Here is a 25,520-nt window from a genome sequence, read left to right as displayed (position 1 = left end):
ACATCAGCCCTGGCGAGCGGCCCGCGACGGCGCGGGCCGGGCGGCCCTTCGGCATCGGCCCGTGAGCCGGCGGATGCCGTTCGGGACGATGGTCAGGCGCCGTGGACCTGCATCATGTAGGTCTCGATCGCCTGCTGCAGGCTGTCCGTTCCGGTGTTGACCCGCGCGGCGCTGCCGCGCACCTGATCGGCCTGCGCCTCGTTGGAGGCGGCAGCGGCCCGGACGCCGGCGACGCTCTCGGACACCTTTCGGGCGTCGGCCGCGGCGTTCAGGATGGCCCGCGCGATCTCCTGGCTGGCATTGCCCTGCTGATCGGTCGCTTCCGCGACCTCGGACGCGATCAGGCTCATGCGGGCGATCGTCTGGGCGATCGACTCGATGGCGCTGACGGTCCGGTCGGCGGCGCCCTGGATCGAACCGACCTGCCCGGTAATGCGGTCGGTGGCGACCGCGGTCTGGCCGGCGAGCGCCTTGACCTCCGCCGCGACCACGGCGAAGCCGCGGCCCGCGGCACCGGCGCGGGCCGCCTCGATGGTGGCATTCAGTGCCAGCAGATTGGTCTGCTCGGCGACGTCGCGGATGAGCGTCACGACCGCGCCGATTTCCTCCGCCGCCTCGGTGAGCGAGCGGACGGTCTCCTCCAGACCCCGCGTATCGGCCAGGGCCAGGGATGCGATCTCGCTGGTATGGCGGACCCGCCCCTCGATCTCGCGGGCCGAAGCCGAAAGTTCCTCAGCCGCGCTGGCGATGCTGTCGACGATGCCCGCCGTCTGACTGGAGGTATCCGCCACCACGGTCGCCCGGGCCGCCACGTCGCTGGCGTTGCCCGAGAGCGTGTCCGCCGCCGCCTGCATCGCTTTGGCCGATCCCGCGAGATCGGCCACCGCCCGCTGTGTCTCGACCTCGAATTCGCGGGTCGCGGCCGCCAGTTTTTCCGCCCGGGTGTGGTCGCGATCGCGCCGGGCCTGCGCCTCTGCGTCGAGGTCCCGCTTCTCGATCAGGGCCGTCTGGAAGGCCGCGATCGCGCCGGCCATCTCGCCGATCTCATCGCGGCGATGCGTGAACGGGATCGGCCGACCCAGCTCGTTGGCGGCGAGCGCCGTCATGCTGGCCTTGAGGCGATGCAGCGGCCGCCGGACCTGCGTCAAGATGATCCAGATCGCCACGAGCATCCCGAAGGCGAGCGCCACGGCCGGCACGGCGATCAGCGTGATCCGCGCCCGCCTGCGGTCGGCGGTATCAGCGGCGCGCCGGGCATTCAGGCGGCTCAGCACTTCCCGTCCCAGCAGGCCGATCTCCGCCACCATGTGCTCCCGGTTCTTCACCGTCGCCTCGTCGGTCGCCTGGATCAGGGCCGCCTTGGGGGACACGGTGAGGCCCAGCTCGGCCGTGTCGTTCTGGTAGGCGATGAATTCCTTGACGAAGAGATCGAACCGGCGGCGGCGGTCCTCGGGGAGCTGATCCTCCATGGCCTCGAGGAACGGCACGCGCACCTGCTCGACCGTGGCCAGCGCCTCATGGAGCGCGGAGAGGCGCGTCCGGGCCTCCGTCACATCCTCGGAGGTGAAGAGGGCCGTCGCCTGCACGACCGCATGCTCGATCGCCTGCCCCAGCGCACCGGCCTGCAGACCGGCATTCCAGATCTTGTCGGTGGCTGCCGCGCGCTCCTGCTCCAGGTCCGACTGGCGCACGGCGAAAGCCGCGATGCCGATGGCGACGACGGTCAGGAGGCCGACCACTGCCGCGAGCTTGAGGCCGAGGGAGATGCGCATCAAAGCGAAGCCACTTTTGCACGAGGGCTGAGACCCGCGAGCCATACCGCAGTCCGAAGGTCTGCACAGTTAAATATAGCCGGCAAATGCCGAAAAAATCGTCGACCCAAGACAATCAATTTCTGTCGAACGGGAGTATTTGTATACATTTGGCGCATGACTGCTCGCGCATCCTGGGATCCGATTTCATCCCTTCGGGCGCACCGAACGTCCGACCCCGAAATCTGCACAGCATTTCAGCTCGACTACGGGTGCCGATCGCGGGGTGATCGGGCGCTGCGGCTGACGTCGGGGAGGACGATTCGGGTCTCGTTGGCTATCCCGGCTGCGTGCGCGCACGGTCGGCGACGGCCATGCGGCCGCGTCGGTCCGTCGACGGAGCGCAGCGACACACAGCCAGAATGGGTGCAGCGATCGCATCAAAGCCCTTGCATCCGGCCGCGCCGGTGTGTAGAGACGCCTCCGTGATCCCCGATAGCTCAGTTGGTAGAGCAGGCGACTGTTAATCGCCTTGTCGCAGGTTCGAGTCCTGCTCGGGGAGCCATCGATCCTCCCATCCGATCAGCAGAACGTGTCCGGCGTCGGATCCCGTCGATGCTGGAGCGTCCTTGACGCGGACCGGAGAGGCAACGGCTCGAATCCCTCGCGGCCTGAACGTCCCAAGATCCGATCGCTTGCGGGGGCTCCTGCTTTCACCGTGCGCAGGCGGCCCCGGGTCCGGCGCGCCGAATAGCCGAGCTGTTCGCAAACCGGCGCGCGGCCTGCGTCAATGTCAGCCTGCTCATCGGTAGATTACACCAGTGAACGGGACTCCAATCTCGATCTATATCATATACACGACAGAGACGAAATTATAAATGCTCACCCCTGAAGTGGGAGTGCTGTACGTTGTTGTTTCCGGGCTTCTTCCGCCTGTGCCTCGCCCTGCTGGTTGTCGTACAGCATTTCAGCCGCGTGAGTCTGGGCGATGCTGCCGTATGCCTGTTCTTCGTGTTGAGCGGGTATTGGATATTCGTCATGTGGGAGAGGCAGTACAATTACGCTAGGCATAGATATTTTACATTTATCGTCTCAAGATTCTGGAGAATCGTTCCGACATTCCTCCTGTGTTCGGCGATCACATTCGCCCTGTATCCGCACTTGGTCCCGACCGAGTACGCTGCGATCGCGTCCAGTCTCTTCGTGATCGGCTACAGGAACTTGGACCACCTGCCGATCGTCCCAGCTTGGTCACTGGATGTCGAGCTCCAGTTCTATATGGTATTTCCAATCCTCTATTTGCTCTTCCACAAGGTCGATCGCCGTGCGGCCGTTGCGGCCCTGGCCTGCTGGTCGGTCGCCTCGGTGGCGATTCTGTATGTCAGGAGCGGTTCCGTCATGACGGAACCGCTGCCGCAGATCCTCGTCCTGTTCATGATCGGCGCCGCTGCGGCCCGTTGGCGATGGGTGCCCCCGCGGGCCCTGGTCGTCGCGTCCGCGGGCCTCGTCGTCGGGATGTTGGGTCTGGGCGTGAGCGTGCCCGCTCTCCGCGCCATGATCCTCGGCGGGAGCAATTCCGGGGCGAATTTCATCTACAATCCGGTCTTCAACCTCGTTCTGGCCCTGGCAGCCGTTCCGCTGGCAATCTCCACCGTACACGTGAAGTCGAAGAAGCTGGATCGAGCGTTCGGCGACTTGTCCTACATCGTGTATCTGATGCACTGGCCGGCGTTCATCTTCGTTCACAATCACTACGGCTCGCTGTCGCCCCTGCAGCGGCTACCCTATGCCGGACTCGCGATGGGCGTGGTGTTCGTCAGCAGCGTCGTGATCTGGCTGGTGTGGGACAGGCCGATCAACCGGGCACGTCATGCCTGGGTGCGCAGCCGCGTGCGGCTCGGCCCCGTGGAACAGGGGGTCGGGCAACCGGCAGCTTGAGAGGGGCGGCGCGCGCCGAACAAGCCGACCGATTCCTCCGCGGATTCTCACCCGTGGCGCGGTCACGACCGCTTGGCCGCCCTCAGCCCTCGACTCTTTGCCGCACAGGAGCGATGCGATTTGCTTCGATCGGGCGGGTGGGGCGGTTCAACCTTCGCGGTAGAAGCGCGACAAACGCGCCATGTTGCGCCGATTCGGCCGGAGCCCGGAAGCAAACAGCCTGTTCATCGCCCCCGTCGATGAGCTGGCGACGGGCATGCTGCCGGCTGCCATCATGGCAGCCACTTAATGCGGCGTCGCGAGCTTCGCCGGGTTCCGGCTCCAATCTGCATGTCTGTTTGCGATCGCCGTGACCGGCACGCTGGTCGGTGCCTCGAAGTGCCTGCTCGAACGTCGTCATCAGCGCGCCCTGTCGGACCGCCCCTGGAGGCACCAGTGCGCGCCCCGCTGGGAGACGGCCCATGCCGCGCTCACCATCGGGTTCGCGGCTCATATCGGATGCGTCGCCGCGCGCGGGTTTCTCGCGTCCGACCCCGCGCTCCCCATCCTCGTGACCGGGCTCGTCTTCGGCTACGGCTCCGGGACGGTGACGCGCATCGCGTTCAGGCCCCGCGTCACAGGCGCCGCCATCGGGCTCGCCACCGTCCCCGCCATCGTGGCGGCGGCCCACCGGGGCGATGCGACCAGCATCGCGATTGCGACGGTGTTCACGGTCTTCCTCGGCGAAGGGTTCGAGACCATCCGCGATCTCTACATGAACACGCGCCGCCAGATCATCCTGCGGCACGATATGGCGACGCTGGCCCGGAACGAGCCGCTGACGCGCCTTCTGAACCGCCTCGGCCTGCACGAGGCGTTCCGCAGCGTGGTGGCCGAGGCGCGCGGGGGTGCGATCGCCCTGTATTGCCTGGATCGGGACGGATTCAAGCCGATCAACGTCTAGTATGGCCACGCGGCCGGGGATCTGCTCCTCCAAGCCATCGCCGACCGGCTCCTGGCGGTCGTCCCGACCAGGGCGGCGGTTGCCCGTGTCGGGGGCGATGAGTTCGCGATCGTCCACGGTCCGATTCACCAACCGGGCGAGGCCGAGCGGCTCGCCCAGCAGGTCGACCGCGCGGTCGCCGAACCGTTCCTGATCCAGGGCCGAGAGGTCAGCATCGGGATCGCGACGCCGCCGCCGGATTCGTTCGAACTGGCTCCCCTCATGGCGGCAGCGGATGCGGCGTTGTATCGGGATAAGGAGGGCAAGGGCGACGCGGCCGTTCGGCGGCACTCGCGAGCGGCGGGTGCTTGGGCCGCTCTTTCATCGAACGCGGGGCCGTGAGCCAGCCCGGTCTGGCTCGTTCGAGCACCGGTGTCTCCCCGACGGCGCGGTCAGAATCCCGGCAGACGCAGCGTTCGAAGGAAGCGCCGGTGCCGCGCCATGACGCGGGCCACCGCCACGAGGTCGCTCACCGCCCGCGCCACCGCGAGGTGCTGGGATGCATCCGCCTCACGGCCGGCTTCGAGGAGCGTCTGCGCGGCGGTTTCGATCTCCGTCCCGACGCCGCCGGCCAGCGCCCCCCGGGAGCGTTCGGCGACCGCCCGCAAGGCCGGCACCCGCTCGAGGGCGCCGAGCTGGTCGTGGGCGCGTGCGGCGGATGCCTCCAGATGGGCGATCGCGAAGGCGAGCTTCAGCCGTCGGGCGCGCACCACCGCGGCCCCGTCATTGACCTGCGCATACTGGACGATGCGGTCGCAGTTCAGGCTTGTCCGGTCGACCGCGTCGCCCCCGGCTCCGGCCAAGGCGCCGCGCACGTCCCGGATCGCGGACGCGAAGGCGTAGCGCCGGGCCTGATCCGGCCGGATCGGCAGGATGATCCGGACGGTGGTCGCCAGGATCACCGCGACGATCATCATCTGGACGGCGTTGGAGAAGAAGGTCTGCGGGTCGAAGCTCTGGGCGTTGCCCGGGGAGAGGAGCACCGGGAAATAGACCAGCAGGATGAAGCCGATCGACGCGGTCGGCGGATGCGCGATCAGGAAGCAGGCCGCGAACACGACCGGCGCCACCGCGAGCGCCAGGACCGGGAACCCGTTCACCAGCGGCAGGACGAGGAGCAGCAGCGGGCCGGCCGCCAGGGCCGCCAGGGGAATGCCGATCAGGACGCCATTCGCGTATTTCCGCGGGTCGGGATTGACCGACGACATCGCCCCCATCGCGGCGACCTGGACCAGAGCGTAGGTCGTCGCCGGCCAGCCGAGGGCGACGAACAGGGCGGCCGCCAGCGCGAAGGCGAGCGCCACCCGCGCGGCGCCGCGGAACGCGACCGGAAAATCGCGGTGGGTCGGCAGGCGCACGATCCGCAGCGGACGGCGCCCGGTCCTGAGCGCCGTCATGCCGTCCTGCGCCAGCATCAGCGCCGTGGCGAGGTCGCGGGCCCGCTGGAGCGTCAGCACCGCATCGAGATCGCAGCCCCCGTCGCGGACGGCCCGCTCGATCAGGTCCCGCAACCGCGCGCGCGCGGCAATGAAATCCGCCTGACCGATCCCGGATTCGCCACTGCCGACGAGTCCGGCGCAAATCGCACGCGCCTCTTCGATCGCCGGATGCTCCGGTCCGGCGTCGCGGGCCGCGATGGCGAAGTTGCGGCTCGCGGCCATGGCGGCGTAGAGCCCGGCGATGGCGCTGCGCGCGCCCGCCGCGCGTCGGGCTCCGTCGTCAAGCTCACCCGCGATCGCATTCGCGTCGGCCCGCAGGGCGGCTACGGCGCGGATCAGGTCGAGGGCCTTGTCCGGGCCAGGATCACCCGCGCGCAGGGCGTGGCGCGCCAGGGCCTTTGCGGATCGGAGCGCGCTCGCCAGCGGCGGCAGCAGGCCGCGCCACGTGCTCGGCGAGCCCAGCGCATCGTTGATGAAGGTGATCGCCGTTATGGCGACGGCAATCGCCGCGACCCGCGAGACCGCCGCGTCGAACACGGATTGCGGCGCATCGATATTGCTGATCGCGATGATCGCGACCGTGTATCCGGACAGCATCGCCCCGTAGGCACGCGTGTCCTGAAGGTATTGTGCCGCGAAGACGCAGAGGCTGAGCCAGGCGGTGAAGCAGACCAGCATCAGCACCCGGTCCTGTCCGAACGCCGCCGCAAAGGCGATTGCGACCACGCCGCCCGTGATCGTTCCGAGGAACCGGTAGATCGCCTTGGAGATCGCCTGCCCGCGCTTCGGCTGAGCCAGGATCGCGACGCTCACGGCGGCGGATGACGCGCTCTCGAGCTGGAGCCAGAAGGCGACGTAGAGCGCCAGCGCCATCGCGATCCAGATGCGGAGCGCGAAGAACCAAGTCTGTGAGGCGGGCGAGACGGCAAGCAACCGGTCCAGCAGACGGTCAAGCCGGGGCAGATGGCCTTCAGACACGCGTTACCTGCCGGTCGCGACCCGAGGGTCGCTCGTACCCGCCACCGCCGCGCGCGCATGCCCGCCGGGCCTGGCGTGCCCGACAGGGCAGCGCCGCTCTGCTCAGGCCGGACTCCGAACGATCACAGATATCTGAGCCCACCGCGCGTCGCGTTGCCGTCCGAATAGGATCTCGCACGATCGAAGGGCCAGATCTCGCACGTGGATTAAGGTTCGGGCCTCGTTCGACGGGGCCGTCGGCGTGCCTCTATCGGCGTCTGCGGGCGCGAAACGCGAACAGCACGGCGAAGGCTACGATCACACCGACGAGGATCAGGGTTGGCAGACCGAGAAGGCCGTTCGACTGCGCGGCCTCGGTCCCCGGGGTTGGATTCACCGCCTGAGCGACAGCGCCGACGGTGAGAGCGCCGGTGAGCAGGAGCGCGAGAAATCCTGATCTCAGCATGAGTCGTCTCCCGATCGCGCCCAGACCGCACATGGCTGCTGAATTGCGGCCGTCATCCGAATCCGGCACGGGGGCGATGCGCGGCCCCGTGCCGGCGACATTCGCCGGCTCAGGCGTGCTGCTGTTTCTTCAGGCTGCTCTGCGCGCCCGACTCATCCGTCTGCGGATTCGCGAGCCCGCTGGTGTTTCCATCCACACCCGTCGCGGTTTCCGCCTCGATCTGCCGATTGCCGGCGTGATCCTGATACTGCTCGGTCTGGACATTCTTGCTGTCGAGGCCCCGCTCATCGCTGTGACGCGACTTGTCGCGATTGCTGAGCACCATGTTCTCCGGCAGCACACCCTCCGGCAACTCCACCATGGCGCCGGTCCCCGAGCCTTTGCCCTGAGCGCCCGGGCCGACCTTGTGCCGACTTGCGTTGGCCATGTTCATTCTCCGATGTGGGTCTCTGAACTCCTGGGCGGCAACGCCGTGCGCCGCCGCGGGGATGGCGGTCAGCGGTCCTGCTGATAGCCCTGGTTGGTGGTGTTCACCTTCGTGTTCCCGGCCTGCCCGACCTTGTCGGGATCCTTGGTCTGCGCGCCGGTCCGGCCCTGCGAGACAGGCGCCTCGGTCGCGCTCCCGGGTCCCTTGTCGGAGCGGTTGGCCGGTGGAACGGGCGGTGGCTTCGTGGTCATGTGATCCCCGTCTTTGCCGATGAGGGGCAAACCCGGCGCCGGCGGCATCGTTCCGGGTGAATCCTGACCGGCAAAGCTCACGATCTGCCGCTCGGCGACCCCGGTTGTAAGCTCGACAATACTGTGTGGGGCGCAGGATCCGGCGCGGAGATCTTCCGCGCTCGCACGCTTCACCCCGGCTGAGCTCCGGATGACCGCGACTCCTCATGGAACGGCTCGGCGGACGAAACAATGTCGCGGGGGTCGGGTTGTGCGGGGCGAGCCGATGCCGGCGGCGAGGCCGTGGCGATCCCCTGAAGCCCCGGGCGCCGGCATCCGTCGAGCCGGCCGCGGTCATCGAGATCCGCGACCTGATGACGTCGCATCCCGCTTTCGCCATCGGCGCACGCCCCGGAAGGACAGACACCATGACGGATTTCCCGAAGCCGCCCTTCGATCGGCAGCGCCCGCTCACCCCGCCGGCCCGGGACGCCGACATGGATCCGCGCCCGGATTACGGCGAGGCGCATTACAAGGGCTCGGGGCGGCTCTCGGGCCGCAAGACCATCATCACCGGCGGGGATAGCGGCATCGGGCGTGCGGTGGCGCTCGCCTTCGCCCGCGAGGGCGCGGACGTGCTGGTGAGCTACTACGACGAGCACGACGATGCCCGGGAGACCTGCCGCCTCGTGGAATCGGCCGGCCGGAAGGCCGTGGCGGTACCGGGCGACGTGAAGGACCCGATGCATTGCCGGTCGATCATCGAGAAGGCCGTCAGCGCCTTCGGTCAGGTCGATGTCCTGGTCAACAATGCGGCCCACCAGAAGACGTTCGCCAATCCCGAGGAGATCTCGGACGAGGAATGGCAGGTCACCTTCGCGACCAACATCCACGCCATGTTCTACCTCGTGAAGGCCGCGCTGCCGCACATGAAGGCCGGAAGCGCCATCATCAACACGACCTCGGTGAACGCCGACACGCCGAGCCCGCAATTGCTGGCCTACGCCACCACGAAGGGCGCGATCCAGAACTTCACCGGCGGCCTCGCCCAGATGCTCGCCGAGCGCGACATCCGGGTGAATTGCGTGGCGCCGGGGCCGATCTGGACGCCGCTGATCCCCTCGACCATGCCCGAGGAGAAGGTGCGCACCTTCGGCTCCCAGGTGCCGATGAAGCGCCCCGGGCAACCCTGCGAGCTCGCCCCGGTCTACGTCATGCTGGCGAGCCCGGAATCCAGCTACGTCTCCGGCGCCACCGTGGCGGTGACCGGCGGCAAGCCGATCATCTGATCCGACAGCGTAACCGGACCGGGAGGGCAGCCATGCCTCAGAATGCGGACGATCCGCGGCGCACGAAGCGCCCAAGCCTCCGGGAATTCGACGCCCACACCGACCGCAACGGCCAGGATCTCGGTCAGGACGAGGCGCGGGATCTCGGCCGCCCGGCAGACCTGCAACGCGACCGCGAATCCGATCCCGGCTGGCAGGCGGAAACGGCGCGCATCGCATCGGGCCATCCGCAGCTCGATTCCGTGAGCGGCGGCAGCAACGCCTCCGTGGAGGCGACGGAGGCGGAGACACCGCCCGAGAACCTGCGCCACATCGGCGATGCCAGCACCGCGCCGAAGGCGCCCTGACGCCGGGCGGTGGAGGCAGCGATGTCCTCGGTCTTCGGCCTGCCCCTGGCGATCGCCACGGTGTTCACGTTGGGCGGCATCCTGATCCAGAAGGCGGGACGACGCGCCGAAGCCGTGACGGACGGGCTCGGCGTCCTGTTCCTGCTCTGCGCGCTGCTGAACGCCATCGCGCTCCTGGCATTCTTCACCCATGCGCGGTCGGCCATTCCGGCCCCGATCCGATCGATGCCGGACGGGTCCATCAAGCCGGCAGGATTTGCCGCACGGCCGATCCTGCCGCCCTCCCGCGCGGACGGGTGCTTGAAATCCCAAGCGAATTTCTGGAACGCCCCGTGCCTGCCAGAAGCCCGGCAACAGTTCGAGGGCTGAGCATGTCGGTGAACGCGGTATCGGGAACAAGTCTCAGGCAGGATCTGGTCAGCGCCCTGCGGCAGGCACGCGCCGCCAGCATCCAGCCGGTCGACCCAAGCGGCTACAGCGCGGCGAGCCAGGATACCGGCACCGCCCAGGGCGCCAGCACAGGCTCGACCACGCAGACGTCGAGCGCCGCTGCGAGCCCGGCCCTGTCCAGCGATCTGATGGCGTCGCTGCTCCAGCTGCAATCCGACTTCAGCCAGATGGGCCTGCAGACCGGCGTCACGGCACCAGGGGATTCGGACGACGCGTCCTCGACATCCGGGCTCTCGAGTCCGGGCCAGACGGCGACCGGCTCGGCCCCCGTCCATCACCATCATGGTCATCATGCCCATCCTGCGGCATCGGACGCCGAGGGCGACGCGCAGAACGGGTCGTCGGCCGATGCGACGGATACGAGCTCGGGCGCGAGCGTCGCGTCGGCCGGGAACGCCACCGGGACCGAGCCGAGCGACGGCCTGCAATCCCTCTTCCAGCAGATGACGAAGGCGATCGCCGCCTACGCCACGGGCGGCCCCGTGGGCATCGCGGCCGCCGCACTGACGAGCCCCGCGAAGGCCTGACCGCCCGTCGGGAGCCCCCTGGAGCGACGCGTTCTTCCCTGGCATGATCGGCCTCCCTGGAGGCCGCCATGTCACTGACTGTGCCCGTGATCCTCGGCAGCGTCCGCAGCGACCGGATCGGCATCCGGGCCGCACGATTCCTGATCGCGCAGCTCGAAGCGCGTGGTCATGCGGCCCCTCTGGTCGATCCCGCCGAGCTCAAGCTTCCGCTCCTCGACCGGATGTACAAGGAATATCCCGCGGGTACCGCTCCGGATGCCCTGGAGCGGCTGGCCGCTCTGTACCGACGCGCCGACGCGTTCCTGGTGGTCTCGGCCGAGTACAATCACGGCGTCCCGCCGGCGCTCACGAACACGCTCGATCACTTCCTGGAGGAGTATTATTGGCGGCCGTCGGCGATCTGCTGCTATTCGGCCGGGCAGTTCGGCGGCGTCCGCGCGGCCATGCCGCTGCGGGCGATGCTCGCCGAGATGGGCATGCCGAGCATCCCCTCGCTCCTGCCGATCCCCCGCCTGCAGGATGCCATCACGGAAGACGGCGCGCCCAACGAACCGCGGCTCGAAGCCGCCGCGGCGCGTTTTCTCGATGAGCTGACATGGTACGCGGAGGCTCTCGGCGCGCGACGCGGGCGCGGGACGCCGTATTGATCGGCGCGCCGTGCCCGAAAGCTCACGAAAACGTGGTGAGCGAAGCCGACGACTCTGCGCGGTGACAGGTCTCGCGTCGAGGACAGACCGGATTTCGCTGTTGCAAAAAGGTGGCTGCACCACCAGCCGAACTATGACAGCTTAACCGTGCCCCCGGAACACGGATTGACTCCGATGAAGATCGATGAACGGGCGCTCCTGCAGGAGCGCGTGCGGACGCTTGTCTTGCGTCATGCCCTCCAAGCCGTCCTCGACCGCCTTGCCGCTGCAACCCGAGGGGCCGGGCAGGACGCGGAAGCCGAATTGCTGAGCCTGGAACACGCGCTGGTCGCGGCCGCACGCGGGCTCGCCGATCGCGCGAGCGCCCAGAAGCTGGCGGTGCTGGTCGCCGTCGAGGATGCGACCGCGACGATCCGTGCGGCCTTCGACGACGCGCATGATCGGCTCGAACGCCTCGCACCGCCGCACCTCGCCCTCGTCGAGGCGCCGGCCGCGGTCGCCGCCTGACGATCGACGCGCCCTCGCTGCCGGCGGGCACAGGATGCGGCGCTGTCGTCCGCCCCGCCGCGGCCGCCCCGGCCTCGAACCCTGTGATCATGGCCGATCAGGACCGCAGTGGATCATCGATCCGAGACGTGACGGAACGAGCGGGCGCGAACCGGGCAGGCACGGCGGCCCGAGCCGAGCGCCGCTGCACGCGGATTACTGCTTCGCCCGGTTGATGATCGCCCAGAGCGCCCGGGCCACGGGTTCGGTCACGGTGCGACGATACTTGCGGTGAACCAGCTGGCCGTTGTGGAAGACATCCTGCTCGACGTAGAGCCGCTCCCCATCCCAGCGGACGATATTGTCGGACTCGATCGTCTCCTCGACGCCGAGATCGCCCCGCAGGATCGAACTACCCGTCTGGTTCAGCATACGCGCGTCCTCGTTCACGCCATCGGTTCGCCGGAGAGCGCGTCGTTCCCGCCCATGTCGCCTGCCCGACCGCGCGACGCGGACGGCTCCCCGGTTCCGCAGCATAGGAGGGCGCAGCCGGACATGCCAGCGATGCCGTCGACGCAAACGGTCGGCCGTAACGGAGCCCCGGCCGTCCGCTGAACCGCCAAGCCCCGGCGCAGCCGATGTGCGAATCGGCACCTCGGAAAGAAGCCCGCCATGCGATGCTTGTTCAGCGCGCCGGGGTTGCACACAGGACAGGTCCTGGAACCCGTGAGCTCGCCACGGAGGCGCTCATGATGGTTCGCCCGTTCCGCTTCGTCGCTCCGGTTCTGGGCGCCCTCGGCCTGATCGGCCTGCGTCTTCTCAGCCCGATCGTCGGACCGGCGACGCCCCCGTCATCCGATGCCGTCGCGGACGGGGGCGTGGTGTTCCGCCACTATCTCTGACGTTCAGCCGCGCCGGTCGAGGACAGCGCCCGGTACCGCGCAGGCCGGCTGTGCCGCGGGTCCCAGGATGATATCGCCCTGCTGCGGGTTGTTGACCGTGAAGGGCGCCGTCTCCTGGAGGCCGATGAAGCCGCGCCCGAGCTGCGGGACGAACAGATCGCCGCCGAACCGGACGAAGCAGCGGTCAAGCACCGCCTCGTAATCGAAGGTCCGCTGTTCGACGGGCGAAACCCCGGCTTGCGGGATCCCGCAATACGCGGCGAGATCGATCTGGCCCGGCCGCGACAGCCGCATCGTCACGGATTGGCCTGGGAGCAGCACGGCCGGCGGGCCGCCGTCCTGACGCGCCACGAGGACGAGGCTCGATCGGTTGTAGACCCTGCGCAGGCAATCGGCCGAGGCGGGGGAGGCAACCGAGGCCAAGCCCGCGAGGGCGAACCCGATGCCGGCCCAGGCGCTCCAAACACGCTTCGTCACCGCAAATCCTCCGCCGGACGACCGTTCGACCCGTATTGGCCGCGTTTCACTTGAACAGCGACCAGCGTGGCCGCGCAAGACGAACGCTGCAACACCGCGAGCGTTCATCCGCCCCCTGTCGATCGGATCGATGACGGTGGAAAACCGCGCTCAGCGCCGCTCGTAGAGCAGCCGGGCCCGGATCGTTCCCGGGATGGCCCGGATCTCTCCCAGCAGCACCTCGGCATCCGCGTCGGTGGCATCGGTCTCGAGGACCACGTAACCGACCTCGCCGTCGGTCTGGTAGAATTGCGCCGCGATGTTGACGTGCCCGCGGGAGAACACGTCGTTCAACCGGCCGAGCATGCCGGGCAGGTTGCGCTGGACGTGGATGAAGCGCGTGCCCGTGGGCCGGGCGGGAAGCTGCACCTGCGGGAAGTTGACGGCACCCACCGTCGAACCGATGTCGGAGTAGTCGACGAGCTTGCGCGCGACTTCGGAGCCGATGCGCTCCTGCGCCTCCTCGGTCGAACCGCCGATATGGGGGGTCAGGATCACGTTCTCGATCCCCTGGAGCGGGCTCACGAAGGACTCCGCATTGGAGCCGGGCTCCACGGGGAAGACGTCGATCGCCGCGCCCTTCAGATGGCCGTCGCGCAGCGCGCGCGCGAGGGCCTCGAGGTCGACCACCGTGCCCCGGGCGTTGTTGATCAGGAAGGCGCCGGGCTTCATCGCGCGGATCTCGGCCTCACCGATCATGTTGGCGGTGGCCTCGGTCTCCGGCACGTGCAGGGAGACCACGTCCGACTGGGCGAGGAGCGCGTGCAGCGTCTCGGTGGGCTCGGTGTTGCCGTGGCGCAGCTTGTCGGTGTGGTCGTAGAACAGCACGCGCATGCCCATGGCCTCGGCCAGCGTCGAGAGCTGCGTGCCGATATTGCCGTAGCCGACGATGCCGAGGGTCTTGCCGCGGACTTCCAGAGAGCCCACCGCCGACTTGTCCCAGCGGCCCGCATGGGCGCCGACCGAGCGCGGCACGATCCGGCGCAGCAGCATCACGATCTCGCCGATCGTGAGTTCCGCCACCGAGCGGGTGTTCGAGAAGGGCGCGTTGAACACCGGGATGCCGCGGTGGCGCGCGGCTTCCAGATCCACCTGGTTCGTCCCGACCGAGAAGCAGCCGACCGCCAGCAGCCGGTCCGCCACCTCGAAGGCCGCCGCATCGAGCTGGGTGCGCGAGCGGATGCCCAGCATGTGCACGCCCTGGAGCGCCTCGTGCAGGGCCTCCCGGTCCAGCGCCTTCGGCAGCCGGGTCAGGTTGGTGTAGCCGGCAGCCCGCATCAGCGCGACGGCGCTGTCGTTGATGCCTTCGAGCAGCAGGACCCGGATCTTGTCCTTGGGCAGGGAGAGCTTGTCGGCCGTCATGGGATCGATCGTCTGGCAGCGGACCGTGACGCGCGGGAAGCCGCCGGCCCTGATGGTGAACCGTCAGGAATACGAGCCTGCCCTGTGCGATGCAACATGGCGCGGCCGTGGGCAGCATCGCGTGGCCGAGGCGACTGCCGGTCGGCCGCGGTTCAAGTCTCCGTGAGAGGCCGGGCCTCCGTCTGCCGAACATTCAGGCAGATCGGCTTCGGAAACAGCACTGTTCATCGGAACTTGGTCGGTATCCAAGCTTTATAGGCCTCTATACAGTCCATGTCTCCCCTGCATGGCACCCTGGCACGGCGCCGTGCCGATGCCCAATACGGTCCACTCCAATGCACATCCGCACCGGCTTCACGATCAGTTTCGACACGTTCGGCCCGACGCCGATGAACCTGCTCCTGAACGTGCAGCCGGATCGGCACGGCGATCTGATCACCCCTGAGGTGATCACCTTCGATCCGCCGGTGCCGGTTCGCCAGCACGTCGACCCGTTCGGGAACGTGTGCACCCGCATCGTGGCCCCCGGCGGCCGCATCACCATGGCGGCGGATTTCACGGTGGCGGATTCGGGCGAGCCGGACGTGGTCGAGCCCGGAGCGCGCCAGATCCCGGTGCAGGACCTGCCGGATGCCGTGCTGATGTTCCTGCTCGGCTCGCGCTACTGCGACACCGACAAGCTGTCCCAGACCGCATGGTCGCTGTTCGGCAGCACGCCGGAGGGCTGGGCCCGCGTCCAGGCGATCGTCGACTACACCCACGAGCGCCTGCGCTTCGACTACCAGCGTGCCGACGCCACCCGCACCGCCCATGACGGCTTCATGCAGCGCGAAGGCGTCTGCCGCGACTTCGCGCATCTGGCCATCGCGTTCTGCCGCTGCATGAACATCCCGGCCCGCTACGCCACCGGCTATCTCGGCGACATCGGCGTGCCCAAGGACCCGGCGCCGATGGATTTCTCCGCCTGGTTCGAGGTCTATCTCGACGGGCCGTCCGGGCCGCGCTGGTACACCTTCGACGCCCGGCACAACCGCCCGCGCATCGGCCGCATCGTCATGGCGCGCGGGCGCGATGCCACCGACTGCGCCCTGACCACGAGCTTCGGTACGGCGATCCTGGCGCGGTTCGACGTCCATACCGACGAGGTCCCGGGGACGGCGGAGTCTCTCGCCCGAGCCGCCTGAGAACGCCCCGCGATCGGCGTCAGACCGTCTCGGCCGGCTCGGATGCGGGCACCCCTTCCACGGTCTGATGCAGGAAGGTCGGGTCGAACTCGGCCACCGCCGCCAGTTCGTCCCAATCCTCGATCGTGAGCAGACCCCCGTTCAAGGTGACGAGCCGGCGCGTCCGGAGCGTTCGCAGAACCCGGTTCAGGTGAACGCTGGTCAGCCCGAGGGCGTCGGCCAGTTCCGACTGCTTGGGCGGGAGGGGACAACTCAGACCGCTCGTGAGCCCCATCGCGCGCTGGCGGAGATACAATTCGCAGAACAGGTGGGCCACGCGGCCGAGGGCCTGGCGCCGGCCGAGACTGGTGATCCGTTCCCGGTAATGGGCGGCATCGATCAGGGTGTCGCGCCAGAGGATGCCGATGAGATTCGGATGCTGCCGGAACACGCGGTGAAGCTCATCGTGCGTGACGAACGCGATCGTGCAGGTCGTCAGCGTCGCGAGATGATGGTCCATCCGATCGAGGTGCAGGCTCTGCAGATCCGGCATGTCGCCCGCGATGTAGAACGACAGGATCTGTCGTTCGCCCTCCGACAGGGCGGCGTAGCGCGAGACCCAGCCCTGGAGCACCAGACAGGATTGATTCGATCGCTCGCCGAACCGGACGATGTCGTGGCGCGCCGGCAGCACGCGCACCGTGTGGGCCAAGCCGAGGATCGCGGCGCGGTCGGCATCGCTCAGGCGCGCGCAGCTATCGAGCTTCCGCGCCAAAAGCTCCATCGGCGTGCTGTAGGGGGTCGGCATCGGGCGGTCAGACCTCGAACGATCCGGAGGCGGGACACCGTGCGGATCGACGTCCCGCGGCGGGCAGCGCGGCTCCGACACCGCCGATTGCCCGACACCCGACCCGTGTCCTCATTGTACGCCTATGCCCGAACTCAACCGGCATCGACCCATCCCTGGTCGCTTAACGTGTCCGACGCGGTCATTCGTCTACCGGTAGACGTAGCGCGCTCCCGTCCCGGCGAGCAAGCCTCAAGGCCTCGGCCGTTCGGTTGAACTCTCGGTGGTGTTGCTGTATGGGAGCCGAGTCTTCCGGACCCGCTCTCGCGCGCTCGTCTTCTGGCGCGCCCGCCGAGCCGCCGGACGGATCGCCCTCGTCATCCGTATCGACGCGTCGGCAAACCGGGCTCCATGGGTCCGGTCGCCTCTCCCCGAAGCAACAGGGAGCGGCCGCGGCGGATGGGGGTGCCTGCAACGCGAGCCGCCGGCGCAACAGGCCTCCGAGGGAGGCCGTTCAGGAGATGGAATGACCGCAGGTACCGCTCTGGGGCACAGCCCGAGCCGCGACGATTTCGCCGCACTCCTCGAGGAGAGCTTCCTCGAACACGAGATCACCGAAGGGTCCGTCGTCAAGGGTCGCGTCGTCGCGATCGAGAAGGACGTGGCCGTCATCGACATCGGCGCCAAGACGGAAGGCCGTGTCGCACTCAAGGAATTCACCGGCCCCGGCCGCGAGGGCGAGCTGAAAGTCGGCGACGAGGTCGAGGTCTATGTCGACCGGATCGAGAACGCGCTGGGCGAGGCCGTCATCTCGCGCGACAAGGCGCGCCGCGAGGAGAGCTGGGTCAAGCTCGAGAAGTCGTTCGAGAACAACGACCGGGTCATCGGCACCATCTTCAACCAGGTCAAGGGCGGCTACACGGTCGACCTCGACGGCGCCGTGGCGTTCCTGCCGCGCTCGCAGGTCGATATCCGCCCGGTGCGCGACGTCACCCCGCTGCTCGGCACCCCGCAGCCGTTCCAGATCCTCAAGATGGATCGCCGCCGCGGCAACATCGTCGTGTCGCGCCGGACCGTCCTCGAAGAGAGCCGCGCCGAGCAGCGCTCGGAGCTGGTGGCCAACCTTGAGGAAGGTCAGGTCATCGACGGCGTCGTCAAGAACATCACCGAGTACGGCGCCTTCGTCGATCTCGGCGGGATCGACGGCCTGCTGCACGTCACCGACATGGCGTGGCGCCGCGTGAACCACCCGTCCGAGGTGGTCACGATCGGCCAGACCGTGAAGGTCAAGATCATCAAGATCAACCACGAGACGCACCGCATCTCGCTCGGCATCAAGCAGCTGCTCGCCGATCCGTGGGAGGGCATCGCCGCCCGCTACCCCGAGGGCGCCAAGCTCAAGGGCCGCGTGACCAACATCACCGATTACGGCGCCTTCGTGGAGCTGGAGCCGGGGATCGAGGGCCTGATCCACGTCTCCGAGATGAGCTGGACCAAGAAGAACGTCCATCCGGGCAAGATCGTCTCCACCTCCCAGGAGGTCGAGGTTCAGATCCTGGAGGTCGATCCGATCAAGCGCCGCATCTCGCTCGGCCTCAAGCAGACCCTGCAGAACCCCTGGGAGGCCTTCGCCGAGAAGCACCCGGTCGGCTCCGAGGTCGAGGGCGAGGTCAAGAACAAGACCGAGTTCGGCCTGTTCATCGGCCTCGAGGGCGATGTCGACGGCATGGTGCACCTGTCGGACCTGGACTGGAACCGTCCGGGCGAGCAGGTCATCGAGGAGTACAAGAAGGGCGACATGGTCCGCGCCCAGGTTCTCGACGTCGATGTCGAGAAGGAGCGGATCTCGCTGGGCGTGAAGCAGCTCGGCGGTGACCCCTTCGCCGAGGCCGGCGAGATCAAGAAGGGCCAGATCGTCACCTGCGAGGTCGTCGAGGTGAAGGATTCGGGCGTCGAGGTGAAGATCGTCGACACCGACATGCAGACCTTCATCCGCCGGGCCGAGCTCGCCCGCGACCGCGGCGACCAGCGCCCCGAGCGCTTCGCCACCGGCGAGAAGTTCGACGCCCGCGTCGTGCAGTTCGACCGGAAGGCCCGCCGCGTGCAGGTCTCGATCAAGGCCCTGGAAGTGGCCGAGGAGAAGGAGGCCATGGCCCAGTTCGGCTCCGCCGATTCGGGTGCCTCGCTCGGCGACATCCTCGGCGCGGCCTTCAACAAGAAGCGCTCCGACGACGAGTAAGACGCTCTCTCTGCCGCCCGGACATCGAGCCGGGCGGCAGACACGCAGTATCGAGAAACCCGTGTGGAACCTCCGTTCCGCGCGGGTTTTTTTGTCGTCACGCTCGATGCATGATCAACTGTAAGGTATGAGTTGACATATCGAGCCGGGTCATGTCAGCTGACCCGCACGATCCGGTCGTTCCGCAGCAAGGCGCTTCGCCTGTTTGCCGAAACGGGGATGCGCGCAGATTGAGCGTGCCGAATGCGAAACGGGTCCGCTTGATCCTGCTGGCCCGCGATTCCGCCAAAGCATCGGAGGCGATGAATCAGCCCGGCCTTCGGTTTCACGGTCTCAAGGGTTTGCAGAGCGGGCGGTTCGCGGTCGACGCGAGCGGTAATTACCGGATCACCTTCGGCTGGGACGGTGCAGACGCGATCGACGTCGATCTGGAGGATTATCACTGATGAGCGGCGATCCCCTTCTCTCAGGCCTCGCCCCGATGCATCCGGGCGAGTGGTTGCGCGAGATGATCCTGCCCGCCATCGGCTTGGCCAAGGCCGAGATCGCGCGGCGCCTCGGCGTATCCCGCCAGACCCTCTACGATCTGATCGCCGAGCGGCAACCGGTTACCCCTGCCATGGCCCTCCGGCTCGGCAAGCTGTTCGGCAATGAGGCTGAGTTCTGGCTGGATCTTCAGCAAGCCTACGACCTGCGCCTGCTGGAGGCGCAGATGGCCGAGGAACTGGCCGGAATCGTTACCCTCAAGGCTGCCTGAGGCCGGCCCGCTTTCACGGTGTCCGCGAAGCAACGCAATTTCTTCGCGCGCCCCGTATCCACGCCCGCGGTAAATGCTTAGAACACCGGCCTCACCCGGTTCGGGCCGGGCGAGCCGAACGAAACCAAGGACTTGCCCGGCGCGGGGCATGGCTCCCGCACCCCATCGCGGGGGCCGGACCGGGGGCTTCAGGGAAGGCACAGCATGGCAGCCGACGCCGAACTGCTGATCGACCGGCGACGCCTCCGCCGCAGGTTGTCCCTGTGGCGCGTGCTCGGCATCGGCGGCCTCCTCGTGGCGGTCGGTGCGCTCGGCTACCGCGTCCGCACCGGCGCGGAGGGCGGCTTCGCCGTTCAACCCCAGATCGCCCGCATCTCGGTCTCCGGCTTCATCGCCGGCAGCGAGGCCACCGCCAAGCTGATGAAGCGCGTCGGCGAGGCCGATGCCGTCAAGGCCGTGATCGTCTCGATCAACTCGCCGGGCGGCACGACGACCGGCTCGGAGGAGATTTTTCGCAATCTGCGGGCGCTCGCGGCCAAGAAGCCGATCGTCGCCTTCGTGGACGGGACGGCGGCGTCGGGCGCCTACATCACCGCCATCGCGGCCGACCATATCGTGGCGCGCGAGACCAGCCTCGTCGGCTCCATCGGCGTGCTGTTCCAGTACCCGGACGTGTCGGGCCTGCTCGACAAGGTCGGCGTGAAGGTGGAATCGGTGAAGTCGTCGCCGCTCAAGGCCGAGCCCTCGGGATTCACGCCGACCTCGCCGGAGGCGCGCGCCGCCCTGGCGGCCGTGGTGGGCGACACCTACGCGTGGTTCAAGGGGCTGGTGGCCGAGCGCCGCGGCATGGATGCCGGCCAGCTCGCGGCCGTCTCGGACGGGCGGGTGTTCAGCGGCCGCCAGAGCGTGCCCCTGAAGCTCGTGGACGAACTCGGCAGCGAGCGTCAGGCGGTGGCGTGGCTGGAGAGCGCCCGGGGCGTCACGAAGGATCTTCCCGTCAAGGACTGGAAGCCGCGCTCGGAGAGCGACTTCTCGCTCTGGTCCGCGGCCGGCATCGGCGCCGATCTGCTGGGCCTCGACGGGCTCGCGTCACGGCTCCGGACCGTCGGCGCCGAGGCGCAGGCCGCCCGCGGCGGGCTCCTCGCCCTCTGGCGGCCGGAACCCTGAACCGCCGTCCCCGTGACGCCCGCCCCGATCCTGCAAGAAGACCGGACGCCATGATCAAGTCGGAGCTCGTCCTCAAGATCGCCGAGCAGAACCCGCATCTCTACCAGCGCGACGTGGAGATCCTGGTCAACGCGATCCTCGACACCATTTCCGATGCGCTCGCCCGCGGCGACCGGGTCGAGCTGCGCGGGTTCGGTGCCTTCTCGGTGAAGCGCCGGGAGGCGCGCCGGGGACGCAACCCGCGCACCGGTGCCGCCGTTGCCGTGTCCGAGAAGGCGATCCCCGTGTTCAAGACCGGCAAGGAGATGCGCCAGCGCCTCAACGCGGCCGGCATCGGCGAGACCGCCTCGGCCGCAGAGTAGGAAGGAGTCCTGAGCGCGATGATCCGTTTCCTGAAGAGCCTCGTGCTGCTGCCGATCGCCGCCGTGGTGATCCTGCTGGCGGTGGCCAACCGCGCGCCGGTCCGGCTCTCCTTCGATCCGTTCAACGCGGACGCGCCGGTCTTCAGCGTGGACCTTCCGCTCTACGCGATCCTGTTCGGGGCGGTGGCCCTGGGCATCATCGTCGGCGGCATCTTCACGTGGCTCGGCCAGGGCAAGACACGGGCGCGGGCGCGCCATCACCGCCGGGAGGCCGTGCGTTACGAGCGCGAGGCCACGCGCCTGCGCGCCTATGCGCCGGAGAGCGAGACGCCCGGCCCCTACACGGTCCCGAATACCGGCCGGACGGCTTTGCCGGCACCGCGGTAACTCAGCGCGCGCCCCGCGCGGCCGCCACGAAGGCCGCGATCCGGTCCGGGTCCTTGATGCCGGGGGCCGATTCCACCCCCGACGAGACATCGACGGCGCCGAGCCGCGTCCGCACAAGCGCTTCCGCGACGTTGGCCGCGTCGAGCCCGCCGGAGAGCATCGTGCCCTGCGGCAGGTCGCGATCGGCGAGGATCGTCCAGTCGAAGCGCCGGCCGTTGCCGCCCGGCAGCGCCGCATCCGCGGGTGCCTTGGCGTCGAGGAGGATGCGGTCGGCCACGGCCGCATAGGCGGCGAGCGGCGCGAGATCCGCAGGCGAGGCGAGGCCGAGCGCCTTCATCACCGGACGTCCGGTCAGGGCGCGGATCGCGGCGACGCGCTCCGGGCTCTCCCGCCCGTGCAGTTGGATCAGGTCGGGATCCACAGCCTCGACGGCACCGGACAGCAGGGCATCGTCCGGGTCGACCAGGAGAACGACGCGCGCGGCCCGGCCCCGCGCGCGGGACGACAGGGCAGCCGCGCGCGCAAGCGTCACATGGCGCGGACTGCGGGGGAAATGCACGAGGCCGATCCAATCCACCCCGAGCGCGAGGGTGGTGTCGAGGGTGTCCTCGGTGCTGAGCCCGCAGATCTTGATGCGGGCCGGGGGAACAGGTGCGGCGGCCATGGCGCCTTATAGCCGATCGGGCCGCCGGGAGCATGCACGCGGTGCCGGAGCGCGGCGTTCCGGCGCTGGAGCCCTCAATACAGGGCAGGCAGGTGGACGTTCGGGATCGGGAAGCCGCTGAAGACGACCTTGCCGTCGATCAGCCGGAGCGGCGGAAGATCCTTCAGCGGCGTCGCGTCGGCCGGGGCATCCGGCACAGGGCGGCGGCTCAAGCCCAGCAGGCCGCCGACGAGCTGGCCCACGAGCGCGCCGCGATCCGAGCCGAAGCGCTGCCCGACGATGCTGCCGACGAGCGCATCGATGCCCGCGGCCCGGAGGTTGAGCTGGCCGGCCGGCCGATGAACGGCATCCAACGCCAGCGTGCCCGTCGCCTGAACGCGCTGCGGGCCCTTCGCGAGGGAGAGCCCCGCAATATCGAGGGTCCCGCCGGCCTGACGCCAGCGCTCCAGCTCCCGCGGCACCGGCCCGGTCCGCAGAACCGTCGCCTGGGACAGCGTCGCGTCGAGGGCGAGATCGGCCGGATCCTGGGTTCCGGTCAGCGCATCGAGCTGGGGAACGTCCGCCTGGGTCAGCCGCAGGCTGACATCGACGGCGCCTTCGGACGCGTAGCGGCCGGGATCGGGACGGGCATGCAGTTCGAGATGCCGCCCCGAGACGGCGATCGGCCCGGTCTCCGCGCCCGCTACGGTGACCTTCGGATCGTCCATCACCACCGAGGCCCGGGTGAAGCCGTCCGAGGCGCCGTGGAAGCTGCCCTGGAGGGCACCCCACGACGCGTCGCCGGTCAGCGCACCCTGCTCGACGTGAAACGGACCGGCACTCTCGAACACCACGAGGCGGGGCTGATAGATCTGCGCCACCGCGGTGCTCGGCCCGAGGCGGAAGCGGCCATCCGAGCGCTCCAGGGTCACGGCGCTGCAGCGCAGCTCGATCCGGAACGGATATCCGGTCAGCGTCCGGTCGGCGCAGGTCCAAGTGCGGCCCGCGGCCGCCTCCCGTGCCATCCAGCCGTCGATCTCGCCGGCGGCGCGGCCCCGGATCCAGAACCAGCCCGCCGACCAAGCCACGACCACAGCGGCGAGGAGGATGTAGGGGAGGAACAGCCCGAGCCGCGAGCGACGCCTGCCTGTTCGGAGGGGCGTCTGCGCCGCGTTCTCCGGCTGCGTCCGATCCTGCGCCATGCGTTCCGCTCCCCCGTCATCCCCTCAGGGACATCGCGGCCCCGCCATGAGGCCACGCAAGGGGCGAAACTGGGGCGGCCGCGCTCCGGGGCGACCGCTGCACGCTCCGAGCCGCGCGGAACGGCCCGCCATCCGCCCGCTCAGACCTGAGCCGGCTCCACCGTATCGACCCTCAGATCGTCCGCGATCGCCATCCGCTCGGCCTCGGTGTCGGCGAGGCGGTGAACGTGCATCTCGGTGGCGCCGCCGCGGCGGACGCGGTCCAGCCAGGTCCGGCGGAGATGATCGCGCGGGCTCTCCTTCGCGCTGGCGACCGACACCATCTCGGCGATGCCGGTCTCGTCGCGACGCACGGCGATCACCACGGCCTCCGCCATTGCGTCGAGTTCGAAGGCCCCGGCCGGATGAACCCCGACCACGTAGCGCCGGCCGGAGCGGCCGCGCCACGCCGAAAGCGGGAGTGCCGGAGCACCGCGCAGACCCGCATTCGTCTTGAGACGTTCTTCACGCACATCCTGCCTCCGGGTGCGATCGTCCTTCAGGTCGCGGAGCGCGGCCGACCAGGACAGGGCTCTTCTGTTCGCCATTTGTTCCAACCTAACCCGCGATATCCACAGCCGTCAAGGGCGACGTTCCTAAGACAGGAGATGGGGATGATGCCCGTTATCCACAAGCCGGGACGACGGGCAGGCGGCCCCGCGCAGGCCTCAGCGGCGGGGGGCGGCGGTCGCCGGCGCGTCGGCGGCCGGGACGGGATGCCCGGCGGCAGCGAGGCCCTGGACCCCGCCATCCACCAGGGCGTTCGAAGCGGTCTCCAGGCGCTCCTGCGCCAGCGCCTGGAACGCCTGCCGCGGCAGGCCGGGGGGGATGGTCGGCAGGAACTCGATGATCGCGGTCCCCGGCCGGCGGACGAGGCTGTTGCGCGACCAGAACAGGCCCGTGTTCAGCGCGACCGGCAGGCAGGGCACCTGCAAAGCGGCGTAGAGGTGCGACAGGCCCTGCTTGTAGGCCGGCTCCGCCCCGACCGGGCGCCGCGTGCCTTCGGGGAAGATGATCAGCTGGCGGCCCTGCCGAATCGCCTCCACGGCGGCGGCGTTCATCAGGCTCATGGCCCGCGTGCCCTTGGACCGGTCGATCGCCACCATGCCGCTGCGCGACAGGTACCAGCCGATCAGCGGGATGAGGAGCAGCTCGCGCTTGAGGATGTAGGCGAAGTTCGGCAGCACCGTGCAGAGCGCGAGGGTCTCCAGCGCCGACTGGTGCTTGGCCGCCACCAGCAGCGGCCCCGGCGGGATGTTCTCCAGGCCGCGGAACTCGACCCGGGTGCCGGCGACCGCCTCCAGAAGCCAGAGGGTGATCCGCCCCCACAGGCGCGCCAGCCGCAGCACCGCCCGCCCGGAGATCAGCGTCGGCAGGCCGGCGACCGCCAGGACCGTCGTGACGGCATAGAAGCAGATGTTGAAGGCGAGGGAGCGCAGGGCGAGCATTGGAATCCGGGGCGTGGCGGGTTCCCTGTAGCGCGGCCGGGCGCCCGCGGCCAAGCGCAACGCGCGTCGGCGCGCTTCAGGCAGCCCCGGCGGATCGATCGTCCCGGGCGAGCCCGGCGCCGCGGCCGGCGATCAGCCAGTAGACGAGGCCGGCGCTCGCGCCGGTGACGAACAGGATCAGGGTCAGCCGCGCTTCGGCGGCCAGGAGGCCCGGATCCCGGCTGGACCGAACGACACCGCGGGTGAGCCAGGGGAGGGCGGCGGTCAGCGCGCCGCAGCCGGCGCCGTACCACAGCAGGCCCCGCCGCCCGAGGATCTCGCCGGAAAATCCCACCAGGGCCGGCGGCACGACCAGCAGCACGAACAACGCCTGGGCGAGCCCGGCGACGAACAGGGCGAGCCCCTCCGGCGGCAGCCCGGCCGAGAGGTCGGACAGGGCCATGTCGAGCCCCGCGAGCGCCCCGCCGGTCAGCCAGGCCTGCGCGGCCGGATCGACGAGAAGCGCCATCACGAGGACGGCGAAGCCCGCCGGAACGGCGACGATGAGGGCGAAGGCTCCGAGGAACAGGCGGCCGAGGGCGTGCATGCCGCCAGCCTCTACACTGGGCGC

30 protein-coding genes and 1 tRNA gene are annotated in these 25,520 nt (G+C 69.0%); 17 read left to right on the top strand and 14 right to left on the bottom strand.

Annotated elements, in window-relative coordinates:
* Nucleotides 1-92: 92 nt before the first annotated feature.
* Complete coding sequence (locus tag FVE89_RS18975; protein ID WP_160535656.1) at nucleotides 93-1,772, bottom strand: methyl-accepting chemotaxis protein; 1,680 nt, start codon at nucleotides 1,770-1,772, stop codon at nucleotides 93-95.
* Between the two features lie 468 nt (nucleotides 1,773-2,240).
* Between FVE89_RS18975 and FVE89_RS18970 the strand changes: the two genes are divergently transcribed.
* The 3 genes from FVE89_RS18970 to FVE89_RS18960 all read left to right on the top strand — a co-directional run bounded on the left by FVE89_RS18970 (nucleotide 2,241) and on the right by FVE89_RS18960 (nucleotide 4,632).
* A tRNA-Asn gene (locus tag FVE89_RS18970) sits at nucleotides 2,241-2,316 on the top strand.
* Between the two features lie 344 nt (nucleotides 2,317-2,660).
* Nucleotides 2,661-3,689: an acyltransferase gene (locus FVE89_RS18965; protein WP_160535654.1), complete on the top strand. Its 1,029-nt coding sequence runs from the start codon at nucleotides 2,661-2,663 to the stop codon at nucleotides 3,687-3,689.
* Nucleotides 3,690-4,038: 349 nt separating this feature from the next.
* The gene (locus FVE89_RS18960; RefSeq protein ID WP_160535652.1) at nucleotides 4,039-4,632 is read left to right on the top strand and encodes a hypothetical protein; all 594 of its coding nucleotides are present in this window, start codon (nucleotides 4,039-4,041) and stop codon (nucleotides 4,630-4,632) included.
* 431 nt (nucleotides 4,633-5,063) lie between these two features.
* Here the strand turns inward: FVE89_RS18960 and FVE89_RS18950 are convergent, their stop codons facing one another.
* The 4 genes from FVE89_RS18950 to FVE89_RS18935 all read right to left on the bottom strand — a co-directional run bounded on the left by FVE89_RS18950 (nucleotide 5,064) and on the right by FVE89_RS18935 (nucleotide 8,211).
* Nucleotides 5,064-7,088 carry an FUSC family protein gene (locus tag FVE89_RS18950; RefSeq protein ID WP_160535650.1) on the bottom strand — a complete coding sequence of 675 codons (2,025 nt, stop codon included), beginning with the start codon at nucleotides 7,086-7,088 and terminating at the stop codon, nucleotides 5,064-5,066.
* A 247-nt stretch (nucleotides 7,089-7,335) separates the two neighbouring features.
* A complete protein-coding gene (locus FVE89_RS18945) occupies nucleotides 7,336-7,533 on the bottom strand; it encodes a hypothetical protein (protein ID WP_160535648.1) in 198 nt (65 codons plus the stop codon).
* A 109-nt stretch (nucleotides 7,534-7,642) separates the two neighbouring features.
* A complete protein-coding gene (locus FVE89_RS18940) occupies nucleotides 7,643-7,960 on the bottom strand; it encodes a hypothetical protein (protein ID WP_160535647.1) in 318 nt (105 codons plus the stop codon).
* Nucleotides 7,961-8,028: 68 nt separating this feature from the next.
* Nucleotides 8,029-8,211 (bottom strand): hypothetical protein, encoded by a 183-nt coding sequence (locus FVE89_RS18935; protein ID WP_160535645.1) that lies wholly within the window; start codon nucleotides 8,209-8,211, stop codon nucleotides 8,029-8,031.
* Between the two features lie 407 nt (nucleotides 8,212-8,618).
* On the opposite strand from FVE89_RS18935, the gene FVE89_RS18930 reads away from it, so the two are divergent.
* The 6 genes from FVE89_RS18930 to FVE89_RS18905 all read left to right on the top strand — a co-directional run bounded on the left by FVE89_RS18930 (nucleotide 8,619) and on the right by FVE89_RS18905 (nucleotide 11,957).
* On the top strand, nucleotides 8,619-9,479 hold the full coding sequence (locus FVE89_RS18930) for an SDR family oxidoreductase (protein ID WP_160535643.1): 861 nt from the start codon (nucleotides 8,619-8,621) through the stop codon (nucleotides 9,477-9,479).
* A 32-nt stretch (nucleotides 9,480-9,511) separates the two neighbouring features.
* Entirely contained in the window at nucleotides 9,512-9,826 is a 315-nt protein-coding gene (locus FVE89_RS18925) for a hypothetical protein (RefSeq protein WP_160535641.1), read from the top strand.
* A gap of 21 nt (nucleotides 9,827-9,847) precedes the next feature.
* Nucleotides 9,848-10,195: a hypothetical protein gene (locus FVE89_RS30590; RefSeq protein WP_202130912.1), complete on the top strand. Its 348-nt coding sequence runs from the start codon at nucleotides 9,848-9,850 to the stop codon at nucleotides 10,193-10,195.
* A 2-nt stretch (nucleotides 10,196-10,197) separates the two neighbouring features.
* Nucleotides 10,198-10,803, top strand: coding sequence for a cell wall anchor protein (locus FVE89_RS18915; RefSeq protein WP_160535639.1), 606 nt, complete (start codon nucleotides 10,198-10,200; stop codon nucleotides 10,801-10,803).
* Between the two features lie 68 nt (nucleotides 10,804-10,871).
* Nucleotides 10,872-11,450, top strand: coding sequence for an NAD(P)H-dependent oxidoreductase (locus FVE89_RS18910; RefSeq protein ID WP_160535637.1), 579 nt, complete (start codon nucleotides 10,872-10,874; stop codon nucleotides 11,448-11,450).
* Between the two features lie 174 nt (nucleotides 11,451-11,624).
* Nucleotides 11,625-11,957, top strand: a complete 333-nt coding sequence (locus FVE89_RS18905) for a hypothetical protein (protein ID WP_160535635.1) — start codon at nucleotides 11,625-11,627, stop codon at nucleotides 11,955-11,957.
* A gap of 195 nt (nucleotides 11,958-12,152) precedes the next feature.
* On the opposite strand, the gene FVE89_RS18900 is transcribed toward FVE89_RS18905, so the two are convergent.
* Complete coding sequence (locus tag FVE89_RS18900) at nucleotides 12,153-12,368, bottom strand: hypothetical protein (RefSeq protein ID WP_160535633.1); 216 nt, start codon at nucleotides 12,366-12,368, stop codon at nucleotides 12,153-12,155.
* A gap of 317 nt (nucleotides 12,369-12,685) precedes the next feature.
* On the opposite strand from FVE89_RS18900, the gene FVE89_RS30585 reads away from it, so the two are divergent.
* Complete coding sequence (locus FVE89_RS30585) at nucleotides 12,686-12,838, top strand: hypothetical protein (RefSeq protein WP_202130911.1); 153 nt, start codon at nucleotides 12,686-12,688, stop codon at nucleotides 12,836-12,838.
* A 3-nt stretch (nucleotides 12,839-12,841) separates the two neighbouring features.
* Here the strand turns inward: FVE89_RS30585 and FVE89_RS18895 are convergent, their stop codons facing one another.
* Nucleotides 12,842-13,315 (bottom strand): hypothetical protein, encoded by a 474-nt coding sequence (locus FVE89_RS18895; RefSeq protein WP_160535631.1) that lies wholly within the window; start codon nucleotides 13,313-13,315, stop codon nucleotides 12,842-12,844.
* Nucleotides 13,316-13,465: 150 nt separating this feature from the next.
* Nucleotides 13,466-14,716, bottom strand: coding sequence for a phosphoglycerate dehydrogenase (gene serA, locus FVE89_RS18890; protein WP_160535628.1), 1,251 nt, complete (start codon nucleotides 14,714-14,716; stop codon nucleotides 13,466-13,468).
* 335 nt (nucleotides 14,717-15,051) lie between these two features.
* Here serA and FVE89_RS18885 point away from each other — a divergent pair, with 335 nt between their 5' ends.
* Complete coding sequence (locus FVE89_RS18885; RefSeq protein WP_160535626.1) at nucleotides 15,052-15,900, top strand: transglutaminase family protein; 849 nt, start codon at nucleotides 15,052-15,054, stop codon at nucleotides 15,898-15,900.
* Nucleotides 15,901-15,919: 19 nt separating this feature from the next.
* Here FVE89_RS18885 and FVE89_RS18880 read toward each other — a convergent pair whose 3' ends face one another.
* Nucleotides 15,920-16,687, bottom strand: coding sequence for a Crp/Fnr family transcriptional regulator (locus FVE89_RS18880; protein WP_160535625.1), 768 nt, complete (start codon nucleotides 16,685-16,687; stop codon nucleotides 15,920-15,922).
* 505 nt (nucleotides 16,688-17,192) lie between these two features.
* Between FVE89_RS18880 and rpsA the strand changes: the two genes are divergently transcribed.
* The 6 genes from rpsA (at nucleotide 17,193) to FVE89_RS18850 (ending at nucleotide 21,578) form a co-directional block, all read left to right on the top strand.
* A complete protein-coding gene (gene rpsA / locus FVE89_RS18875) occupies nucleotides 17,193-18,905 on the top strand; it encodes a 30S ribosomal protein S1 (RefSeq protein WP_160535623.1) in 1,713 nt (570 codons plus the stop codon).
* A gap of 152 nt (nucleotides 18,906-19,057) precedes the next feature.
* Nucleotides 19,058-19,351 (top strand): type II toxin-antitoxin system RelE/ParE family toxin, encoded by a 294-nt coding sequence (locus tag FVE89_RS18870; RefSeq protein WP_246731000.1) that lies wholly within the window; start codon nucleotides 19,058-19,060, stop codon nucleotides 19,349-19,351.
* Nucleotides 19,351-19,662 carry a HigA family addiction module antitoxin gene (locus tag FVE89_RS18865; protein ID WP_160535621.1) on the top strand — a complete coding sequence of 104 codons (312 nt, stop codon included), beginning with the start codon at nucleotides 19,351-19,353 and terminating at the stop codon, nucleotides 19,660-19,662. Before FVE89_RS18870 ends, FVE89_RS18865 begins: the two co-directional genes overlap by 1 nt.
* 204 nt (nucleotides 19,663-19,866) lie before the next feature.
* Nucleotides 19,867-20,829, top strand: coding sequence for a signal peptide peptidase SppA (sppA, locus tag FVE89_RS18860; protein ID WP_160535619.1), 963 nt, complete (start codon nucleotides 19,867-19,869; stop codon nucleotides 20,827-20,829).
* Nucleotides 20,830-20,879: 50 nt separating this feature from the next.
* The gene (locus FVE89_RS18855) at nucleotides 20,880-21,191 is read left to right on the top strand and encodes an integration host factor subunit beta (RefSeq protein WP_010683170.1); all 312 of its coding nucleotides are present in this window, start codon (nucleotides 20,880-20,882) and stop codon (nucleotides 21,189-21,191) included.
* A gap of 18 nt (nucleotides 21,192-21,209) precedes the next feature.
* Nucleotides 21,210-21,578: a LapA family protein gene (locus FVE89_RS18850; RefSeq protein ID WP_160535617.1), complete on the top strand. Its 369-nt coding sequence runs from the start codon at nucleotides 21,210-21,212 to the stop codon at nucleotides 21,576-21,578.
* Between the two features lies 1 nt (nucleotide 21,579).
* Here the strand turns inward: FVE89_RS18850 and FVE89_RS18845 are convergent, their stop codons facing one another.
* From FVE89_RS18845 to FVE89_RS18825, 5 genes are all read right to left on the bottom strand, one after another.
* Entirely contained in the window at nucleotides 21,580-22,242 is a 663-nt protein-coding gene (locus tag FVE89_RS18845) for a phosphoribosylanthranilate isomerase (protein ID WP_160535615.1), read from the bottom strand.
* 74 nt (nucleotides 22,243-22,316) lie between these two features.
* Nucleotides 22,317-23,423 carry a DUF2125 domain-containing protein gene (locus FVE89_RS18840; protein ID WP_160535613.1) on the bottom strand — a complete coding sequence of 369 codons (1,107 nt, stop codon included), beginning with the start codon at nucleotides 23,421-23,423 and terminating at the stop codon, nucleotides 22,317-22,319.
* A 140-nt stretch (nucleotides 23,424-23,563) separates the two neighbouring features.
* Nucleotides 23,564-24,010, bottom strand: a complete 447-nt coding sequence (locus FVE89_RS18835; protein WP_160535611.1) for a hypothetical protein — start codon at nucleotides 24,008-24,010, stop codon at nucleotides 23,564-23,566.
* 120 nt (nucleotides 24,011-24,130) lie between these two features.
* Nucleotides 24,131-24,910, bottom strand: a complete 780-nt coding sequence (locus FVE89_RS18830) for a lysophospholipid acyltransferase family protein (protein ID WP_160535954.1) — start codon at nucleotides 24,908-24,910, stop codon at nucleotides 24,131-24,133.
* Nucleotides 24,911-24,986: 76 nt separating this feature from the next.
* The gene (locus FVE89_RS18825) at nucleotides 24,987-25,496 is read right to left on the bottom strand and encodes a hypothetical protein (protein ID WP_160535609.1); all 510 of its coding nucleotides are present in this window, start codon (nucleotides 25,494-25,496) and stop codon (nucleotides 24,987-24,989) included.
* Nucleotides 25,497-25,520: the final 24 nt, after the last annotated feature.

This window comes from Methylobacterium sp. 2A, from assembly GCF_009806555.1.
Taxonomy (GTDB): Bacteria; Pseudomonadota; Alphaproteobacteria; order Rhizobiales; family Beijerinckiaceae; genus Methylobacterium.
The sequence above is the reverse complement of the archived record's forward strand: the minus strand, read 5'-3'. Positions and strand labels throughout refer to the sequence as shown.

Excerpts from the sequence above, each read along its gene's own strand:
- FVE89_RS18975 (WP_160535656.1), bottom strand. The coding sequence starts at position 1,772 with ATGCGCATCTCCCTCGGCCTCAAGCTCGCGGCAGTGGTCGGCCTCCTG.
- FVE89_RS18945 (WP_160535648.1), bottom strand. The coding sequence starts at position 7,533 with ATGCTGAGATCAGGATTTCTCGCGCTCCTGCTCACCGGCGCTCTCACC.
- FVE89_RS18940 (WP_160535647.1), bottom strand. The coding sequence starts at position 7,960 with ATGGCCAACGCAAGTCGGCACAAGGTCGGCCCGGGCGCTCAGGGCAAA.
- FVE89_RS18935 (WP_160535645.1), bottom strand. The coding sequence starts at position 8,211 with ATGACCACGAAGCCACCGCCCGTTCCACCGGCCAACCGCTCCGACAAG.
- FVE89_RS18930 (WP_160535643.1), top strand. The coding sequence starts at position 8,619 with ATGACGGATTTCCCGAAGCCGCCCTTCGATCGGCAGCGCCCGCTCACC.
- FVE89_RS18925 (WP_160535641.1), top strand. The coding sequence starts at position 9,512 with ATGCCTCAGAATGCGGACGATCCGCGGCGCACGAAGCGCCCAAGCCTC.
- FVE89_RS30590 (WP_202130912.1), top strand. The coding sequence starts at position 9,848 with ATGTCCTCGGTCTTCGGCCTGCCCCTGGCGATCGCCACGGTGTTCACG.
- FVE89_RS18915 (WP_160535639.1), top strand. The coding sequence starts at position 10,198 with ATGTCGGTGAACGCGGTATCGGGAACAAGTCTCAGGCAGGATCTGGTC.
- FVE89_RS18910 (WP_160535637.1), top strand. The coding sequence starts at position 10,872 with ATGTCACTGACTGTGCCCGTGATCCTCGGCAGCGTCCGCAGCGACCGG.
- FVE89_RS18905 (WP_160535635.1), top strand. The coding sequence starts at position 11,625 with ATGAAGATCGATGAACGGGCGCTCCTGCAGGAGCGCGTGCGGACGCTT.
- FVE89_RS18900 (WP_160535633.1), bottom strand. The coding sequence starts at position 12,368 with ATGCTGAACCAGACGGGTAGTTCGATCCTGCGGGGCGATCTCGGCGTC.
- FVE89_RS30585 (WP_202130911.1), top strand. The coding sequence starts at position 12,686 with ATGATGGTTCGCCCGTTCCGCTTCGTCGCTCCGGTTCTGGGCGCCCTC.
- serA (WP_160535628.1), bottom strand. The coding sequence starts at position 14,716 with ATGACGGCCGACAAGCTCTCCCTGCCCAAGGACAAGATCCGGGTCCTG.
- FVE89_RS18885 (WP_160535626.1), top strand. The coding sequence starts at position 15,052 with ATGCACATCCGCACCGGCTTCACGATCAGTTTCGACACGTTCGGCCCG.
- FVE89_RS18880 (WP_160535625.1), bottom strand. The coding sequence starts at position 16,687 with ATGCCGACCCCCTACAGCACGCCGATGGAGCTTTTGGCGCGGAAGCTC.
- rpsA (WP_160535623.1), top strand. The coding sequence starts at position 17,193 with ATGACCGCAGGTACCGCTCTGGGGCACAGCCCGAGCCGCGACGATTTC.
- FVE89_RS18870 (WP_246731000.1), top strand. The coding sequence starts at position 19,058 with ATGTCAGCTGACCCGCACGATCCGGTCGTTCCGCAGCAAGGCGCTTCG.
- FVE89_RS18865 (WP_160535621.1), top strand. The coding sequence starts at position 19,351 with ATGAGCGGCGATCCCCTTCTCTCAGGCCTCGCCCCGATGCATCCGGGC.
- sppA (WP_160535619.1), top strand. The coding sequence starts at position 19,867 with ATGGCAGCCGACGCCGAACTGCTGATCGACCGGCGACGCCTCCGCCGC.
- FVE89_RS18855 (WP_010683170.1), top strand. The coding sequence starts at position 20,880 with ATGATCAAGTCGGAGCTCGTCCTCAAGATCGCCGAGCAGAACCCGCAT.
- FVE89_RS18850 (WP_160535617.1), top strand. The coding sequence starts at position 21,210 with ATGATCCGTTTCCTGAAGAGCCTCGTGCTGCTGCCGATCGCCGCCGTG.
- FVE89_RS18845 (WP_160535615.1), bottom strand. The coding sequence starts at position 22,242 with ATGGCCGCCGCACCTGTTCCCCCGGCCCGCATCAAGATCTGCGGGCTC.
- FVE89_RS18840 (WP_160535613.1), bottom strand. The coding sequence starts at position 23,423 with ATGGCGCAGGATCGGACGCAGCCGGAGAACGCGGCGCAGACGCCCCTC.
- FVE89_RS18835 (WP_160535611.1), bottom strand. The coding sequence starts at position 24,010 with ATGGCGAACAGAAGAGCCCTGTCCTGGTCGGCCGCGCTCCGCGACCTG.
- FVE89_RS18830 (WP_160535954.1), bottom strand. The coding sequence starts at position 24,910 with ATGCTCGCCCTGCGCTCCCTCGCCTTCAACATCTGCTTCTATGCCGTC.
- FVE89_RS18825 (WP_160535609.1), bottom strand. The coding sequence starts at position 25,496 with ATGCACGCCCTCGGCCGCCTGTTCCTCGGAGCCTTCGCCCTCATCGTC.